The sequence below is a fragment of the Shewanella sp. SM69 genome, from assembly GCF_025653985.1.
Classification (GTDB): domain Bacteria; phylum Pseudomonadota; class Gammaproteobacteria; order Enterobacterales; family Shewanellaceae; genus Shewanella; species Shewanella oncorhynchi.
This window is the reverse complement of sequence record NZ_JAKKRV010000016.1, coordinates 39,146-56,860: the sequence shown is the minus strand read 5'-3', so window position 1 is coordinate 56,860 and position 17,715 is coordinate 39,146. Positions and strand designations below refer to the sequence as shown.

General features: G+C 46.7%; 14 protein-coding genes. 7 read left to right on the top strand and 7 right to left on the bottom strand.

What is annotated here, in order from left to right; translation table 11 throughout:
* Positions 1-179 precede the first annotated feature (179 nt).
* The 3 genes from ftsX to ftsY are packed head-to-tail and all read right to left on the bottom strand — an operon-like array spanning position 180 to position 3,472.
* Positions 180-1,145: a permease-like cell division protein FtsX gene (gene ftsX, locus L5M37_RS18715; protein ID WP_113940269.1), complete on the bottom strand. Its 966-nt coding sequence runs from the start codon at positions 1,143-1,145 to the stop codon at positions 180-182.
* Entirely contained in the window at positions 1,142-1,858 is a 717-nt protein-coding gene (gene ftsE / locus L5M37_RS18710; RefSeq protein ID WP_105250626.1) for a cell division ATP-binding protein FtsE, read from the bottom strand. Before ftsE ends, ftsX begins: the two co-directional genes overlap by 4 nt.
* 3 nt (positions 1,859-1,861) lie before the next feature.
* Positions 1,862-3,472 (bottom strand): signal recognition particle-docking protein FtsY, encoded by a 1,611-nt coding sequence (gene ftsY, locus L5M37_RS18705; protein ID WP_263185124.1) that lies wholly within the window; start codon positions 3,470-3,472, stop codon positions 1,862-1,864.
* 213 nt (positions 3,473-3,685) lie between these two features.
* Here ftsY and rsmD point away from each other — a divergent pair, with 213 nt between their 5' ends.
* Positions 3,686-4,354: a 16S rRNA (guanine(966)-N(2))-methyltransferase RsmD gene (gene rsmD / locus L5M37_RS18700; RefSeq protein ID WP_263201556.1), complete on the top strand. Its 669-nt coding sequence runs from the start codon at positions 3,686-3,688 to the stop codon at positions 4,352-4,354.
* On the top strand, positions 4,329-4,613 hold the full coding sequence (locus L5M37_RS18695; RefSeq protein WP_263201555.1) for a DUF1145 domain-containing protein: 285 nt from the start codon (positions 4,329-4,331) through the stop codon (positions 4,611-4,613). Before rsmD ends, L5M37_RS18695 begins: the two co-directional genes overlap by 26 nt.
* Positions 4,614-4,692: 79 nt before the next feature.
* Here L5M37_RS18695 and L5M37_RS18690 read toward each other — a convergent pair whose 3' ends face one another.
* On the bottom strand, positions 4,693-5,256 hold the full coding sequence (locus L5M37_RS18690; protein WP_105250630.1) for a NapC/NirT family cytochrome c: 564 nt from the start codon (positions 5,254-5,256) through the stop codon (positions 4,693-4,695).
* Between the two features lie 591 nt (positions 5,257-5,847).
* Between L5M37_RS18690 and L5M37_RS18685 the strand changes: the two genes are divergently transcribed.
* From L5M37_RS18685 to L5M37_RS18665, 5 genes are all read left to right on the top strand, one after another.
* A complete protein-coding gene (locus tag L5M37_RS18685; RefSeq protein WP_263201554.1) occupies positions 5,848-6,285 on the top strand; it encodes a hypothetical protein in 438 nt (145 codons plus the stop codon).
* Between the two features lie 278 nt (positions 6,286-6,563).
* The gene (locus L5M37_RS18680) at positions 6,564-6,824 is read left to right on the top strand and encodes a heavy metal-binding domain-containing protein (protein ID WP_198572393.1); all 261 of its coding nucleotides are present in this window, start codon (positions 6,564-6,566) and stop codon (positions 6,822-6,824) included.
* 21 nt (positions 6,825-6,845) lie between these two features.
* Positions 6,846-8,390 (top strand): efflux RND transporter periplasmic adaptor subunit, encoded by a 1,545-nt coding sequence (locus tag L5M37_RS18675; RefSeq protein ID WP_263201553.1) that lies wholly within the window; start codon positions 6,846-6,848, stop codon positions 8,388-8,390.
* A 9-nt stretch (positions 8,391-8,399) separates the two neighbouring features.
* Positions 8,400-11,540 carry an efflux RND transporter permease subunit gene (locus L5M37_RS18670; protein WP_219255488.1) on the top strand — a complete coding sequence of 1,047 codons (3,141 nt, stop codon included), beginning with the start codon at positions 8,400-8,402 and terminating at the stop codon, positions 11,538-11,540.
* A gap of 217 nt (positions 11,541-11,757) precedes the next feature.
* A complete protein-coding gene (locus L5M37_RS18665) occupies positions 11,758-12,924 on the top strand; it encodes a ribonuclease T2 family protein (RefSeq protein ID WP_219255487.1) in 1,167 nt (388 codons plus the stop codon).
* A gap of 76 nt (positions 12,925-13,000) precedes the next feature.
* Here L5M37_RS18665 and L5M37_RS18660 read toward each other — a convergent pair whose 3' ends face one another.
* From L5M37_RS18660 to plsB, 3 genes are all read right to left on the bottom strand, one after another.
* The gene (locus L5M37_RS18660) at positions 13,001-13,774 is read right to left on the bottom strand and encodes a VOC family protein (RefSeq protein WP_263201551.1); all 774 of its coding nucleotides are present in this window, start codon (positions 13,772-13,774) and stop codon (positions 13,001-13,003) included.
* 148 nt (positions 13,775-13,922) lie between these two features.
* Complete coding sequence (gene mtr / locus L5M37_RS18655) at positions 13,923-15,179, bottom strand: tryptophan permease (RefSeq protein WP_263201549.1); 1,257 nt, start codon at positions 15,177-15,179, stop codon at positions 13,923-13,925.
* Positions 15,179-17,602, bottom strand: a complete 2,424-nt coding sequence (gene plsB / locus L5M37_RS18650; protein WP_263201547.1) for a glycerol-3-phosphate 1-O-acyltransferase PlsB — start codon at positions 17,600-17,602, stop codon at positions 15,179-15,181. The genes mtr and plsB overlap by 1 nt, the downstream gene beginning before the upstream one ends.
* Positions 17,603-17,715: the final 113 nt, after the last annotated feature.

The window sequence follows — 17,715 nt, the reverse complement described above, 5'->3', positions numbered from 1 at the left end:
TTCAACAACAAAATACCCTAAGAATAAGCTCACGAACTATCGGCTAATTGACAGAGTATGTCAACCTCAGCTCGTTTGCAGATACCCTTTTTACCTCGCTGAAGTAGACATTGCAAGTGAACAAAAGTTCATTCCTCAGCATTTTTTTCGTCACTTTTTTTAGTTTAATCGACTGATTATTATGAAGGTTCAATCGACCGTAAATGCTGACGTACAGACAAATACGAACCTAACCAACCTAAAAATGAGGCAAGTCCAACCAATTGCAGCAGTTCAATAAAAGTGAGTGATTTCATTTCAAGCTGACTGCCATACAAGCCTAAAAGCTCGGCAAGGGCAGAATCGAGATACCACACTAATAAGTTGATGATGAGCCAAGCCAATATGCCGCCAATGACTCCGTACCAAATCCCAGTGTAGAGAAATGGGCGCTGGATAAAGGCTTCAGTTGCTCCGACTAGCTTCATCACTTCAATTTCGCTGCGCCGATTCATAATTGCCAAGCGAATCGTATTACCTATCACTAAGACCACCGCCAGCACAAGTAATGCAGCAATCGCCATCACAGTACGTTCGAGTAGACGCACTACCGCCTGTAACCGTTCTAACCATTCAATATCTAAACGGCCAAAGCTAATCTCAGGCTCGCGCTCTAGTTTAGTTAAGAGTTCACGGGCGCCCACCGGCGTTGAGTAACGCGGCGTAGGCGTAACGGTAATGACCGCGGGCAAAGGATTTTTATCTAAATAGGCCAATGCCTCACCAAACCCAGATAAGCGTTGGAATTCTTCTAGCGCTTGATTTTTATCAATATATTGCACTTTATCCACTTCGGGATATGTCCGAATGCGAGTCAGCAGGCTCTGAATCGTTTGTTCACTACGATTATCGTCGATAAACAAGGAGATCTCTGCCGCGCTGTTCCAGGAACTGGTAATGGTCTCGGCATTTTTAACTAACACTTGCAATGCTGCAGGCAAACTTAGGCTCACCCCTAAGACAGCCATGGTCATCACAGAGGATATTGGGTTGCGCCAGAGCTCTCCCATGCTCGCCATTGCTTGCTGCGCATGACGAATAAAAAACATCACAATCCGGCCAGACAGCGGCAGCTTGCTGCGAGTTAATTTTGCGCTATCGCTCATTGCCCTTCACCTCTGTTCGTCGGTGCACTGCGAGTGTGCACATTAGGATGCAACTCTTGTGCACCTAACATACGGCCCTGTTTGAGGGTAAAAGTGCGATATTTCATTCGTGCGATAAGACCTAAATCATGGGTGGCGATTAATACGCTGGTTCCAGCATCATTAAAGGTTTCAAACAGACGCAAAATATCCATAGATAATTTAGGATCTAAGTTACCCGTAGGCTCATCGGCGAGCAGTAAGGGCGGCTTGTTCACTATCGCACGGGCAATGCCAACACGTTGCTGCTCACCGCCGGACAACATAATCGGGTTATGCCGCTCCTTGCCATATAAACCCACCATGTCGAGGGCACCCGCAACACGCTTACGGATTTCACCGTGTGAGAATCCCTCAATCACCAGTGGTAAAGCCACATTGTCGAACACACTTCGGTCCATCAATAGGTGATGGTTTTGGAAAATCATCCCGATATTGCGGCGCAAATAAGGCACATGTTTAGGGCTGACTTTGGCGATATCGTGACCGTTAATCGCGACGCGCCCCGTTGTTGCCCGCTCGATTACCGTGATTAATTTCAACAGCGTACTTTTACCCGCCCCCGAGTGGCCGGTTAAAAATGCCATTTCACCTTGCTGTAGATGAAAATTCACATCCTCCAGCGCCATTTGGCCGCCAGGATAAATCTTACTGACCTGCTGAAAATCAATCATAAATTAGCTATCCGCTTTTTCTTGAGTGAACAAGGCATCGATAAATTCTTTCGAATTAAAGGTACGCAAATCATCAATTTGCTCACCCACACCTATGTAACGGATCGGAATATTAAACTTATCAGCAATCGCAAATACCACGCCGCCCTTAGCCGTTCCATCTAACTTACTGATGGTAATACCCGTTACACCTACGGCTTCCTGGAATAATTGTGCTTGGCTAATCGCGTTTTGCCCTGTGCTCGCATCTAATGTCAGCATGACCTCATGTGGCGTATCTGGGTCGAGTTTCTTCATCACTCGCACGACTTTCTTCAATTCTTCCATCAAGTGCGCTTTATTCTGTAAACGACCCGCTGTGTCGGCGATCAACACATCCACTTTACGGGCTTTAGCCGCTTGCAAAGCATCGAACAGTACAGAGGCACTATCGGCACCCGTATGTTGGGCAATCACAGTAATATCATTACGTTGACCCCAAACCTGTAGCTGCTCAACCGCTGCAGCGCGGAAAGTATCGCCCGCGGCTAACATCACTGACTTACCTTGGCTTTGATATTGTTTGGCTAATTTGCCAATAGTGGTGGTTTTACCCACGCCATTAACGCCAACCATTAAGATAACAAATGGGCCATTAGCATTGTCTGGTACTAACGGGATAGCGACTGGATCGAGTGTTTTTTGCAACTCATCCCGCAGCAATTCATATAAAGCTTCGGCATCTTTAAGCTGCTTACGTGAGGCATGCTCTGTCAAATTCTTGATTAATCGCGTAGTGGTTTCGACACCAACGTCGGCGATTAATAATTGTTCTTCGAGTTCTTCAAACAGATCGTCATCGATTTTCTTGCCGCGAAATAGGCCGATAAAACCACTGCCAATATTCTCGCTGGTACGCATTAAGCCACGTTTCAGGCGAGCAAAGAGCCCTTCCTTAACGGGTCTAGCCTGCGGCTCAGGTTGTAATTCAGCAACTGCTACAACAGCTTGCTCAGTTTCAGCTTGTTGCTGAACTAAAGCCTCTGCTTGCTCACGTGCTAGTGCTTCGCTAGCGAGTTGTTCTGCCGCTAAGGCTTCAGCGGCATGCCGTTCGGCGGCCAAGCGGGCAAGTTCAGCTTGTTCCGCTGCGAGTAATTCTGCTTCTAGCTGAGCGGCAACTACACGCGACGCCTCTGCTTGAGCTAATTGCTCTGCGGCGGCTTGCTCAACCGCTAACTGCTGTTCTGCCAATTGTTCTGCAATGCGTTGCTCTGCTTCTAACTGTGCTTCGGCTAACTTCTCTGCAGCATGCTTTTGTGCACTAAGTTGTTCAGCAACCAAACGTGTCGCATCAGCTTGCTGATTAGCAAAATGCAACGATTCAATTCGGGCATGCTCAAGGGCGAATTGCTCGGCTTCGGCTTTTGCCTGTGTTTGTTCGGCCGCTAACTGTTCTGCAGCCTGTTTTTCAGCATGAGCTTCGGCCTCGATGACCCCTTGTAACTCTACTTGTTCCGGCGCTACACACTGTGCTGCATCAGTATCTTGTGTTGGAGTAACAACTGGCGTTTCAGCGACGACCTCATCTTGTGACTTATCTTTACGAAACCAAGAGAAAAAACCTTTCTTTGCCATGTGTGATTCCAGCGCTCTACTTCAGTATTGAATTTTGAATAAGACCCTGATGTTATACCAGATTGCCTCGGCAATTACGCCCAAAAAGTCGGCAATTAGCTAAGCTCAGTTAGCCTTCTCACCTTTTAGTGAGACTTTGATATAAAATAGCGGCCTTAATTAAGGTGGCACAGTCTACCACTTTCTTTCTTCAGGCAAAATCACGGGGGCACTTTGGTTAATCATCGAACGGTCAAAAATAATGTGACCAAGGGTCAAACAGCCAAAAATAAACCCGGCAGTGGACAAGTGCGGATCATCGCAGGCCAATGGCGCTCGCGTCGTCTACCTATCCAAGATCTCGAAGGTTTACGCCCGACGACAGACAGGGTTCGCGAAACACTCTTTAATTGGCTGGCTAATGATTTAGTCAATGCACGTGTACTCGACTGTTTTGGCGGTAGTGGCGCTTTAGCTCTCGAAGCCTTGTCCCGCTATGCCAGTTTCGCCAAAATTATCGAGTTGCAACGCGGCGCAGCCATGCAATTAAAAGAAAATCTACAAACCCTTAAATGCGATAAGGCCGAAGTGCTCAATGCTGATACGTTAGTGGTACTGCAAAGGGGCTGCGAGCAAGGTTTCGATGTGGTGTTTATCGATCCACCCTTTCGTAAGGGATTGGCAGAAAAGACGATTCAACTGCTAGATACTCAAGGCTGGCTCAATGATGGTGCGCTGATTTATGTCGAAATCGAGTCTGAATTGACGCAACTTGCTATCCCTTCTCGCTGGCACGCCTTAAAAGAAAAGAATGCAGGGCAAGTGAGCTACCGTTTATATCAATATCACTCAGAAACCACTGTTGAGCCCATCGAAGATGAAAACCATGCCCTTATTAATTAACTTAGGTAAAGCCATCACTCTGATTGCTTGGTTGATGATGGCCTACAACTTAGTCATCCCCTTTGAAGGCAATGTGGCGATTACTTTAAATATCCTGTTTGCCATTACCTGCATGATGCATTGCTTCCAAGTCGCGATTTTCCACATGCTGTTTAATAACTTACTGTCACTTCGTAAAACGGACTATCTGCAAGTCTTTATCTTCGGAATTTTCAGCCTGCTAGTTTATCGGCAACGGGTGATGACTCAAGCGAATTAACCGAGCACACAGACAGCAAAAAGCCCTCTATTGAGGGCTTTTTTAATGGTTATCAATTAAGAAACTTAATCGCTAAACCTTATCCTTTTGGATATGGGTGTGCTACGCCTTTATGGCAGTCAACACAGGTCTTTCTCGCGTCAGGTTCTTTCTTGAAGTTATTTGAGTGCATTCTTACAGCCATTTTACTCATAGTTTCTGGCTGATTCTCATAAATACGAGTGTGGCAATGCTGACAGTTAGCAGAATCGTTCGCACGGAAATAGTTCAGCGCTTTATCCGCTTGTTCTTTACGATTTTCATCTAACCAGGCTTGAGTGTTAAAGCCATCAATTGTCATGAAACCATATAAATCTTTAGATACGATGATTTTTTTGATCAAATAATCGACTGGACCATGGGGTAAGTGACAGTCTTGACACTGAACCGTAATCCCCGCTTTGCCGCCGCCATGGGCAGAAGCCAACACTTCATCCTTCAGCGAATGATTGCTATGGCAAGACATACAGAACTCATCTGTACTGGTCGCGTGTAATGTTTGTTGAGTGGTAAAGTACCCCACAACACCCACTACAATACCGACGACCAGTAGCGCCAGGATTGAATATTTCGCGCTAGGTTTAAATAGTGCACGCCAGTTCATCACTCTATCTCCAAAATTGTCAAAATTAGTTTTTATAAGACTAGTTTATGCTCTTTCATTAATTAGAAATTTGATTTTAAGCCGAAATTTGCTGATTAAATTAACCTTAAAAGCGCAAAATGAGACTTAGCTCTAACTATTTGGACGTCATTTGGTAAAAACCGCTAGCTGAACTGTGATGCACTTTAACTAAAGCTAATGCAATCACCCGATAATCGCAAGTTACCGATTTTTTATAGTTAGGTTTCCCCTTGATAATCTAGAACTAGAAAATTATTTTCTAGAAAACAGAAATGTGATCACACCCATGTTTATTGCACCTTGAGAGTGAAGCAGAAATAAATGGTAAAACGCAGGTAAGCCGAATAATACTGTTCGAAATGAAACTTTCTACGATCAATTTGAGTCTCTTAGAATACGCAGTCATATTCATGATTAGCCCGTTGAAGACAAAACTGCGAGTCAGAAATTCTATTTGCTAATTTAGATTAATTAGATGTTTAAATTGAGGCGTTAACTGAAGTGTGAGTTAAATCATTACAGCTAAACATCGCTATGCTAGAATCGAGCCGTTCATCATTTGGAAGACTTATGCATCACACACTCGGTCGTTATTTTTTAGTCATATTCACTCTACTCGCACTCGTCGGGCAAAGTGTCGTGTCTAATGGTCACGCCATGGTGCCACACACTATGGATATGAGTACGATGAATCATGAGGTTTCCTCCCAAATGCACCACGCTACAATGATGCAGATGGACACGGAGAACAGTTCTGACTCACATTCAATGGCCAACACGGATTGCTGCAACGATAAAATGCTTCCCGGCGCGAAACAGCATTGCTGTGATGGCACCACATCATGTTCAAATGATTGTGGTCATTGTTTGACGATTTCAGTCGCTGGCACTCTATTCAGCCCACACCTCTGGCCAAGTGTGAGCATGAGCGATACTGCAATGGCCACTCCTATGCCTCATTTCCACTCTATCTCTTTGTCTTCGGCCTTTAAACCACCGATAGCCTAGCTCTACTTTGTGCTTATTGGGCAAATAAACCCTTAAAAAAAGCCAAACGACCAAGCTAAAACGACAATGCTGTTAGCCCTAAGCTAACGCCCTATTTAGCCGTTTATTGTGGTGCCTTATCATTAAATCGTGCACCCGAGTCTAGCAAAACGTTGATTACTGAGCCGAATGCCAAATTGTGGCATCAATCCGTCTATCGAAGCGAACCGCTTTGATCCACTGTGCTCACTGACGTTTATGCGCTCGTATTCGGCCGTTAATCCGATGGAGTGAATAATATGAAAACACTAACTAATCTCGCCTTAATCACATTCTTGCTGACCAGCACAAGCGTGTTTGCGACGGCCGCGCCGCACGCACATCAACACGACAATGCCAATCCACAGGAACAAGCACATACCCATGTTTGCCCTATGCACCCTGAAGTGACTGGCAGCAAAGAGGATACTTGCCCTCAATGTGGTATGAACTTAGAGCCAAAGGCAATAGAAGCAAAACCGGCTGAAGGTGCGGCAAAAAACGCCCACAAACACCACTAAGCTAGGCTGGAGATGAGGCATATGAATTCATTTAAAACCGTAAAAAAGCAGACCCCTAAAGCCGTACTGATCTTGAGTAGCTTACTCTTAGGTACGCCTTGGTTGAGCCATGCCCAACTTGCGAGCACACAAGAGCCCGTGGCAACCGAAGCTGCAGTAAATTCTGCAACAGCGCCTAAGAGTAATCCGTTAAATCAAGTAAAAACCTACACTTGCCCCATGCATCCCGAAGTGCTCAGCCATGAGCCTGGTCGCTGCCCTAAGTGCAATATGTTTTTAGTTGAAAAGGAAGGTACCGATACCAATTCAGCAGATCCACATGCTGAACATCAACATACAGATCACTTAGCGACAGAACATGCGCACACCTCGACCACGAAAGCGGCAAGCCAAGTGTTCGACACACCAACCCCTAAGGCTAACAATCTTGTTAAAAAAACCAGCGAAGAAACAACAACTAAATACATTTGCCCTATGCATGCCCACATCATCAGCGATGTACCCGGTACATGCCCTATCTGTGGTATGAATTTAGAAAAAGTCGAAACGGGTGGTAACACTCACGAAATCAATATCAATGTTTCCGGCAGCATGCAGCAAGCGCTAGCCATAAAAGTCGCTAAAGTTGAGCGCGATACGCTATGGAAATTTGTCGAGACCGTTGGACAAGTGGATTACGATGAAAGCCAAATAACGCATATCCATGCTCGAGTAACGGGTTGGGTTGAAAAACTAATGGTTAAGTCCATGGGAGACACAGTCAAAAAAGGGCAGCTACTCTATGAAATCTATTCACCGGATTTAGTCAATGCTCAGGATGATTATTTACTCGCCTTAGATACCGCCAAAACAGCAGGCAATCAGAGATATCAGGATCTTGTTCGTAGAGCAGGCTTAAGACTGTCATTTTTAGGATTTACCGAGCAACAAATCAAGCAATTAGCCGACTCGCGCCAAACCCAATATCGGGTACCCTTTTATGCACAACAGGATGGTGTAGTCGAAACACTGTCTATCCGCGATGGTATGTATATTGAGCCATCCACCGAAGTGATGTCGTTAGTCGATCTCTCTAAGGTATGGGTCATAGCCGATGTGTTTGAAAATGAACAAAGCTGGATAGTCAAAGGCCAACAGGCTGAAGTGGCTGTGCCCGCCATGAACTTAAGCGGGATAAAAGGCACTATAGATTATATCTATCCGGAACTTGATCCTGTCACGCGTAGCTTGCGAGTGCGTGTTGTGCTCAATAACACCCATGTTTCCCTTAGACCTAAAACCCTCGCCAAGGTCTCGCTTTTTGGCGGCCCCAATAAAGACACGCTAGTAATCCCACAGGAAGCCTTAATCCAAACGGGTAAAGAGAATCGCGTGATAGTCAAACAAGACGACAATAGTTTTGCCGCTAAAGTCGTGACCGTCGGCATGATGAGTCAAGGTAAGGCAGAAATTGTCTCGGGCTTAACCGAAGGCGAGCGCGTGGTGATCTCAGGGCAATTTTTACTCGACTCCGAGGCCAGTCTCAAGGGCAGCTTAATGCGTTTAAGCAGCGGTCATCAGCACTAGGAGCGCGTTATGTTGAAATATATTATCGAGGCGTCAATCAGGCAGCGATTGATGGTGCTGATTATCGCCATCATGATCACTGTTTGGGGCGTACAAGAGCTGCGCAAAACGCCGCTTGATGCGCTGCCGGATTTATCCGACGTACAAGTGATCATTAAAACCCCTTACCCGGGTCAAGCGCCAAAATTGGTTGAAGAACAAGTGACTTACCCTTTATCTACCGCCATGTTAGCTGTACCCGGCGCCAAAACGGTACGCGGCTATTCCATGTTCGGCGATTCTTATGTCTATGTGATTTTTGAAGATGGCACTGATATCTACTGGGCGCGCTCGCGGGTGCTGGAATACTTAAGTCAGATCAGCAGTCGATTGCCGCAGGGCGTACAACCGTCCCTTGGCCCCGATGCCTCAGGTGTGGGTTGGGTATTTGAATATGCGCTGGTCGATCGCTCCGGCAGTTTAGATTTATCACAGCTCAAGAGTCTGCAGGATTGGTATCTCAAGCTTGAATTACAAAGCGTTGCAGGCGTGTCTGAAGTCGCCACCGTCGGTGGCATGGAGCAGACCTATCAGATCGTACTCGAACCCGACAAAATGGCGATCTATAAACTGGATATCGCCAGCATTAAAGATGCGATAGAAAAATCTAATAGCGAAGCGGGTGGCTCGGTCATCGAAATGGCTGAAGCCGAGTATATGGTGCGCGCCAAAGGCTATCGTCAAACCCTTGAGGATTTCCGCGAAATTCCCCTTGGTATCACCAGCCCTTCTGGTACAGGTTTATTACTGAAAGATGTTGCTACCGTGCGCAAAGGCCCTGCCTCACGCCGCGGTATAGCCGAACTTGACGGCGAAGGTGAAGTCGTAGGCGGCATTATTGTGATGCGTTACGGCGAAAATGCTTTATCCACGATTGATGCCGTAAAAGCTAAACTTGAAGAACTGAAAGCAGGTTTACCCGATGGTGTAGAAATCATCCCCACCTATGACAGATCCCAATTAATCCTTAATTCCGTTGATAATTTATTCAGCAAGGTCGTCGAAGAAATGCTAGTAGTAGGGTTGGTCTGCCTGCTGTTTTTACTGCACGCACGCTCAACCTTAGTCGCCATCATTACCCTGCCGCTTTCAATCCTGATTGCCTTTATCGTAATGAATAAGATGGGGGTGAATGCCAACATTATGAGTCTTGGGGGTATCGCGATTGCCATAGGCGCAGTGGTGGACGGCGCAATTGTGATGATTGAAAACCTGCACAAACATTTGGAACAGTTTCACACAGAACACAACCGAGAACCCGATACTAAAGAACATTGGCGAATCGTCACCGAAGCGTCGATTGAAGTCGGCCCTGCGTTATTTTTCTCATTGATTATTATCACCTTAAGCTTTGTGCCTGTGTTCGCACTCGAAGCGCAGGAAGGCCGTTTATTTGCACCGCTGGCCTATACCAAATCCTTTGCTATGGCCGCTTCCGCATTATTAGCAATCACATTAGTGCCAGTCTTAATGGGCTATTTTATTCGGGGAAAAATTCCGAGTGAGCATAAAAATCCCATCAGTCGCGTGCTGATCGCTTTATATAAGCCCTCGCTTAATCTGGTACTTAGGTTTCCTAAAATCACCCTAGGATTAGCATTGATTGCCTTAGTCAGCGCTTGGTATCCGATGACGCGCATGGGCAGTGAGTTTATGCCCGAGTTAGAAGAAGGCGATTTACTCTACATGCCAACCGCGTTACCAGGACTCAGTGCGGGCAAAGCCGCCGAAGTGTTACAGCAAACCGATCGTTTGATCAAAACCGTCCCCGAAGTCGCCCGCGTATTTGGTAAGGTGGGCCGCGCCGAGACTGCGACCGATCCCGCACCGTTAACTATGCTCGAAACCACCATCATGCTTAAACCCCATGAAGAATGGCGCGAGGGCATGACCTTAGATGGCATCATCGCTCAACTGCAACAAACGGTGAAAGTGCCAGGTATCACCAATGCTTGGGTGCAACCCATCAAAACCCGTATCGATATGCTCTCGACGGGAATAAAAACCCCTGTCGGCATTAAGATCACCGGAGCCGATGTGAATGAGCTGCAAAGTCTAGGGGCAGAAATAGAGGCCATCCTCAGTAGAGTGCCACACACTAAGTCGGCCTATGCCGAACGCAGTGGCGGTGGGCGTTATATCGATATCACCCCCAAACTCGATGTGGCCGCACGTTACGGTATGTCATTGCAGGATATTCAAGATGTAGTGCGTTACGCCATTGGCGGTATGGATATTGGTGAATCGGTACAAGGGGCTGAGCGTTATCCCATCAACCTACGTTATCCCCGTGAGCTACGCGATAATATTGAGAAGCTACGCGAACTCCCTGTGATCACTAAATCGGGAAATTATCTACCACTGCGAAATTTAGCGGATATCGAAATCACCGATGGCGCACCTATGCTCACCAGTGAAAATGGTCGCTTAATCTCTTGGGTGTTTATCGATATTGAAGGCACGTCTATCGGCGAATACATTACTACCGCAAAGCAAGCATTAACTACCGAACTTAAAGTGCCCCCGCGCTACAGCTATACCTTCGCAGGACAGTACGAGTATATGCAGCGAGTCGATGCAAAACTGAAGCAAGTGATCCCTATGGCCTTAGGTGTGATATTCATCCTGTTGATGATGACATTTGGCTCTACTTTGCAGGCGAGTATTATCATGCTCAGCCTCCCATTCGCGCTGGTCGGCAGCACTTGGCTATTGTATCTACTGGATTACAACATCTCAGTCGCCGTCGCAGTCGGTATGATTGCTTTGGCGGGCGTTGCCGCGGAGTTTGGGGTAATCATGCTGATTTACCTTAATAATGCCATTAAGCACAGGCAAGAGAAGAATAACTACCATACAGTTACCGATCTCAAAGAAGCTTTAATTGAAGGTGCTGTTATGCGTATTCGCCCCAAAGCCATGACAGTAGCAACCATCTTCTTCGGCCTACTCCCCATTATGTGGGGTGCAGGATCGGGTAACGATGTGATGCAAAAAATTGCCGCACCTATGGTCGGTGGTATGGTTACTGCCCCATTATTGTCACTGTTTGTACTACCCGCACTTTATTTACTGATTTACTCGCGTAAATTAAAGAAAAATGCGGCGTAATTGAGTTTACGGCGCTAGAACACCGATAAAATCCCCTCAACCCATTGACATTTGAGGGGATTTTTTCATTCAATCAGATTAAAAATCTAATTTTGCAACAGTGCCATACACCACTCTGAGTAAAATAAGCCTCTAAGTTTATAGCGCTTATGTGTACCATTGACTCAGTGCCACGCAGAATTGACTCAATTCACTGCCGCAGGAAGGATCCCATCACATGACCAAGTCATTTTGTTTAACCATCAGCCAGATATGGCCGCAAGCACTTTCCCTTAAAACCCCATCACGCGCATTACTTGCCGCATTCGGTTTATGCTCTGCGCTCATCATTACAGCACCCACCTTTGCCGCACCCGCAACCGGTGAATTCGTTGCCGACAAACGCTGTGAGCTATTTCAATCGAAAAATAAGCAGACGAATCCAGATCAATGGCAGAGCAATATTGGTGAGCGCTACCCTGTACTTGAAATCCTCGGCAATAGCGCTAAACCTGATTGGCTAAGAGTGCGCACCAATGCGGTGAAGTCTCCCATGCGTTGGATCAGCGGCGATTGTGGTCAATATCTATCTAATGTTGCTGGCAGTAATTTATCAACACCTGCAACGGCGGCGGAACCGGCGCAAACAACCACGGCATCGGACATCAAAGCAAAAAGCCGAGATAGCCTTAAAGAGCATGGTACCCCAGAGAAACGCCAAGGGAATCAATGTCAAATCGGTGGCGAATTCGATGCTAACGTGCTCGCATTAAGCTGGCAAAGCACCTTTTGTGAACTCTATGGCCGCCGTAAAGCCGAATGCCGCGCCCTCAGCCAAACGCCAGAATCGAGCCAATGGCAACACTTCAGCCTGCACGGACTGTGGCCGAATAAACAACAATGCGGCACGCGATATGGCTATTGCAGCACAGTCAAACTGCAACCGAATGATTTCTGTACTTATCCAGAGTTTGAACTGAATCCATCGGTGCGCAAAAATTTAGAAGAAGTCATGCCAAGCGCCCAATATGGCACCTGTTTAGAACGCCACGAATGGTGGAAACACGGCACTTGCCGTAACCAAGACCCTAACGAGTACTTTTTATTGGCAACCCAGCTGACCCAAGCGGTCAATGCCTCGGCATGGGTACAAAAATTTATTCATGACAACATAGGTAAGAGTGTCAGTAAAAGTGAGTTAAACCAAAGTTTTGATGGCAGCTTCGGTCAAGGCGCTCACACTAAAATGAGTCTAGAATGTGGCAAGGGATTACTGAGTGAAATCCGCATTAACTTGCCCGAAGTCATTAAAACTTCTGACTCCTTACCTAGCCTATTCGCCAAAGCCAATAAGGCCTCAAAAGGCTCCTGCCCTGAAACAATCATGATTGATAACGCTAATTAAACAAATAGTTAGACAAATAAAAACGGCGATTTAGCGTCGCCGTTTTTAACCTTAATGACAGTCCTTAATATGCCAGTCACATCTGATTAAGCTTGATCACCGCAAAGGTAGCGCCTTGGGCGTCAGCAATGACAGAAAATCGTCCCACATCAGGGATATCACTAGGCGGAATGCACACTTGCGCACCTAAGGCTTGGGCCTTCTCAGCAAACGCATCGCAATCCGCTACTGCAAAATAAAACAACCAATGGGGAGAAATATCACCCCATTCGGGCATTATCGTCATCATACCGCCGATGGATTGACCATCAAGCTGCCATTCTGAGTATTCAATGTCAGGCATGTCACTTGGCATGTTGGTCCAAGGGAAGATTTTGCAGTAAAAGGCTTCTTCAGTACGCGGCTCTTTGCAAGCCAGCTCAACCCAGCAAAGGGTATTGAGTTCACCCTGACGGCGAGCACCTATGTGGTTCTTTGCTTGCCATAAGGCAAAGCGTGCGCCTTCAGGATCGCTCACCTGCGCCATCACGCCCGCATCACCCACAATATGCGGCCCCATGTGCACTTGGCCGCCCGCCGCTTGAATCGCTGCAATGCTGGCATCGATATCATCGACGGCAAAGTAGATACGCCAGTGGCTGGGGATATGTGCTTCTGACTCAGGGATTTGATACATGGCGCCTAAGTCATCTCCCGCTAAATTAAATAGCGAAAAGTGACCTTCAGGGATCGGCATTTCGACCGAGTTCCAACCAAATAACGCTTGGTAAAATGCTGTAGCTCCCTGCCAATCATGGCTTGCAAGTTCAACCCAACATGCATGTCCTTGTGCGTACTGAGTCATTTTCATTATCGGCTCCTTTGTTTTAACAATCATTCGAGTTAAGCCTGAGTTTGTATTTCTGTCCAGTATTCAGGTTAAAAAGATCTGTAAGACAAAACTCAACCGCTAAAGACAAAAAAGCCCTCACATGGAGGGCTTAAATCATCACAACAAATTAGGAATATTGCGGCAGTAAATTTGCCATCGCGAGCAGATGACATGCACCCGTGACTATGCCAAATAACACCACAAGAATAATCAGCGGTGTACCGCCTATCACTCTAAAACCTGTGCTATCGGGGAACAACTGCCGCGATTTATAGGCCATCAGCGCCGGGACGATTACCGTCCACACTGTCGCCGCTAATGCCGCAAAGCCAATCGCTACTAAGAAGCCATCGGGAAACAGTAATCCTAAAATCGTTGGCGGCACAAAGGTCACTAACGCGGTTTTCATTCGGCCAGAGCGTGAGTCATCAAAACCAAATAAATCGGCAAGATAATCGAACAGACCTAAGGTCACCCCTAAGAAAGATGAAGCCACGGCTAAGTTAGCAAACAGGGTCAACATACTGTTTAACCAGCTACTCGCCATCACCTCAGACAAGGCGCCCACCAACACACCCATATTGCCGCCTTGGGCAATAATGTCGATAAACTGGCTGCGGGGAATATTGCCCATAGTCGCCACTAACCAACAGGCATAAATCACCAGCGCGATAAAGGTACCGACAAAAATCGCCTTGATAATGGTGGAGGAATCTTTGCCGTAATACTTCACTAAGCTGGGAACGTTACCATGGTAACCAAAACTGGCGAGACCAAAGGGCAGCGCCGCCCACAGATAAGGTGAAAAGCTGTTATTACCATCGGGTTCGAGCAACTTAATCACATCAATTTCGATCAATAAATTGCCGATCGCAAGGAAGAAGGTAATGATCATACCGCCGAGCATAATCGTGGTAATCCGATCCACGGCTTTAGTACTGATCAACACTATGCTCGCCAATACTATGGCGAACACTAGCCCTGCCACACTTTGCGGTAACTCAATTCCCATGCCCTGCAAGCTGTGATTCACAATCGAACCACCGCCGCTGATATAGGCATAAGTCAAAATATACAACACGAAAGCGATAGAAACGCCGTTCACTATCCGCCAAAACTGCCCAAGAGTTTGCTTGCTTAAGGTATCGAAGCTAGCACCGGGTTCGAAATGTAAATTGGTTTCGAGCAACAATAAACCCGACATCAACATGCAAAACCAAATACCCAATAACATTAAAATCGAATAGCCAAACCACATACCTGCACCGACCACGGGCAGAGAAAACATCCCAGCACCTACGGTCGTGCCAGCAATAATCATGGCACCACCAAGCAAGGACTTACCTGCGGGCTTATGCTTAGCCGCATTCATATGATTTGCCATTAAACTGTGTGCTCCGCGGTGACACTCGCCACTATCGTTTGTCTCACTGACGGACGTAATAAGCTATTGGCCTGATCTCGTATGCGATTGATATTGGACTTATCTTCACTATCCGCCAGATATCCCAATTCTTTAAGCTTCACGCTCAAAGTACCGTAGAGTTTTTTATCGTAGAACTCAGGCGCGGTAATGCCATGTAAAGCCCCTAAACGCTGGGCGAGTAAATGGCTCTCAGACTCAAGTTCTGAGCGCTCCATCTTAGGTCTGTTCGCTAACAGATTGAAAATAATAGCGTAGCGTTGCAAAGTTTCACTCACTGAACTGGCTAACAACAATAATTGGCTTGAGTGCTCAGGCACGACAGCTAAAGTATCTGTCTCAACCACTAAACCTTGCCCAATCAGGAAATCCAGCACTTGCTCAACATAGGCTGGTAAGTCTTTAATTCCCATGAAGAGTTCGGCTTTCAGCAGTGGATAAAAATCGGCAACGATTGAAACCACTTGCTGGCGCGGGATCTGTTCATTGTGGGTTAAACAACTCGCAATTAATGAAGGAACAATAAATAAGTGAATGATATTGTTACGATAGTAAGTCATAGACACAGCCTGACTCGCTTCGATAGACACTATTTCCCCTAAAGGATCGGCACTAACAACAAACTTGTTCAGCTCTAAACCTTGCTGCACTAAATGCTTACCATCACCTTCGGCAACAGATGTATAAGAAGTGTAAGGCACTTTTTTGAGTAGGGTCAGATACAAATCAAGCTGACGCTCCAGCAGACTACGTTCTAAGGCGTTTTGATCTGTCGCCAGTAAAACTAAGCTAGTCAAAGTCACAGAACTCGCGGCTGCGGCATCATTGATACGCGTCATCACCCGATTAGCCAGCACGTTTACCGCTGGCGTTAACCAACTTGGTTTCTGCTCGGGATCATCGGCCAACTCAGCACGCCAGTTTGGCGCACGCTCATTTAAGAAATTTTGCAGGGTAATAGGCTCGCCAAAATTCACATAACCTTGGCCGAAATTACCTAATTTACGAATGGCACCGAACACCTGCCACACAGATTCTTTTTTCTTTTTCTTACCGCTTAACTCTTTATGGTAAGTCGCTACTTCCATCACATGGTCATAGCCTAAATACACAGGCACAAGTGTGACAGGACGTTCAATACCGCGCAGTACGCTGTTCATCGTCATGGCGATCATGCCAGTTTTCGGCGCCAACAGACGGCCAGTACGTGAACGGCCACCTTCGGAGAAGTATTCCACCGAATAACCTTTAGCAAACAGCTGATCTAAATACTCACGAAATACTGCGGTGTACAGCTTGTTACCATTAAAACTACGGCGGATGAAGAAGGCACCACCGCGACGGAACATAGGTCCCGCGGGCCAGAAATTGAGGTTGATGCCAGCAGCAATGTGCGGCGGAACCATGCCTTGATAATACAAAATATACGATAACAGCAGGTAATCCATGTGGCTGCGATGGCAAGGCACATAAACAATCTCGTGGCCATCATGGTGCAACTGCCGAACTTGCTCGGCGCCTTTAATGTTGATCCCGCTGTAAAGCTTGTTCCACAGCCAAGTTAAGAAACGCTCGGCAATGCGCACTAAACTGTCTGAGTAATCGGCAGCGATTTCATCGAGGTACTCAATAGCCGTCTCGCGCGCTTGGGTCTCAGAAATCTTTTTACTGGCGGCTTCTTCTTGAATCGCTTTGCGCAGCGACTCAGATTTGAGCAACGAATGAAACAGTGCTTGGCGGTTTGGCAGCACAGGCCCTGTCATTACCTTACGTTGACGACGGAAATGCACGCGCGCAACCCGTGCTAACTTATGGGCAATCCCCATGTCGGTGCCATGTTCGTCAGCCATGTAACGCAGGGATACGGCATTCGAAAACTGCACGAAGTTATGTCGACCTAAGAACAGAATCATCAAGCACTTGCGCAACCAAGTCGGGTTTTCCCGCTCAAATACGGCCGCCTTCATAGTGTCGTCTTCTTTCCCTGGCGTGCGACCCCAATACAAGCTCACGGGCACCAGTTGAATATCCAATTCAGGACGTTCCTTATGCACGGCTAACAAACGCATAAAGCATTCGAGGAAAGGCTCATTACCAGCACGTTCGCCAAATAGTGGCTTACGTCCTTGAAGACAGACAACCCGAGGCGCAGTCACACCATTAGCCACTAGAGGCTCATAAGGGCTTGGTAAGCCTAACTTAGCCGTTATTTCGCTCAAAGCAGCGATGTCACTGAGGGATTCTGTTTTCATCACATAAACAAGGGGTCTGGAAGCATCCAGATTCAGATCGGCAAAGGGATCCTGAGGCACCACAATAGTGTGCACTAAGTGTTTTTGGATCCAACGTAATGATTTCAACCAAAGAGAGTCGTGTTTAGGCATTATTCTTATGCAATTAAGTGCGTTTACTAGCCCGATAGAATACCAGACTATGGGCAATATTCGCTAATTCTCTCCAACATAGCTAAAAAGTGGTTAATACTTGCGCTGCAAAT

Excerpts from the sequence above, each read along its gene's own strand:
- ftsX (WP_113940269.1), bottom strand. The coding sequence starts at position 1,145 with ATGAGCGATAGCGCAAAATTAACTCGCAGCAAGCTGCCGCTGTCTGGC.
- ftsE (WP_105250626.1), bottom strand. The coding sequence starts at position 1,858 with ATGATTGATTTTCAGCAGGTCAGTAAGATTTATCCTGGCGGCCAAATG.
- ftsY (WP_263185124.1), bottom strand. The coding sequence starts at position 3,472 with ATGGCAAAGAAAGGTTTTTTCTCTTGGTTTCGTAAAGATAAGTCACAA.
- L5M37_RS18695 (WP_263201555.1), top strand. The coding sequence starts at position 4,329 with ATGAAAACCATGCCCTTATTAATTAACTTAGGTAAAGCCATCACTCTG.
- L5M37_RS18690 (WP_105250630.1), bottom strand. The coding sequence starts at position 5,256 with ATGAACTGGCGTGCACTATTTAAACCTAGCGCGAAATATTCAATCCTG.
- L5M37_RS18685 (WP_263201554.1), top strand. The coding sequence starts at position 5,848 with ATGCATCACACACTCGGTCGTTATTTTTTAGTCATATTCACTCTACTC.
- L5M37_RS18680 (WP_198572393.1), top strand. The coding sequence starts at position 6,564 with ATGAAAACACTAACTAATCTCGCCTTAATCACATTCTTGCTGACCAGC.
- L5M37_RS18675 (WP_263201553.1), top strand. The coding sequence starts at position 6,846 with ATGAATTCATTTAAAACCGTAAAAAAGCAGACCCCTAAAGCCGTACTG.
- L5M37_RS18670 (WP_219255488.1), top strand. The coding sequence starts at position 8,400 with ATGTTGAAATATATTATCGAGGCGTCAATCAGGCAGCGATTGATGGTG.
- L5M37_RS18665 (WP_219255487.1), top strand. The coding sequence starts at position 11,758 with ATGACCAAGTCATTTTGTTTAACCATCAGCCAGATATGGCCGCAAGCA.
- L5M37_RS18660 (WP_263201551.1), bottom strand. The coding sequence starts at position 13,774 with ATGAAAATGACTCAGTACGCACAAGGACATGCATGTTGGGTTGAACTT.
- mtr (WP_263201549.1), bottom strand. The coding sequence starts at position 15,179 with ATGGCAAATCATATGAATGCGGCTAAGCATAAGCCCGCAGGTAAGTCC.
- plsB (WP_263201547.1), bottom strand. The coding sequence starts at position 17,602 with ATGCCTAAACACGACTCTCTTTGGTTGAAATCATTACGTTGGATCCAA.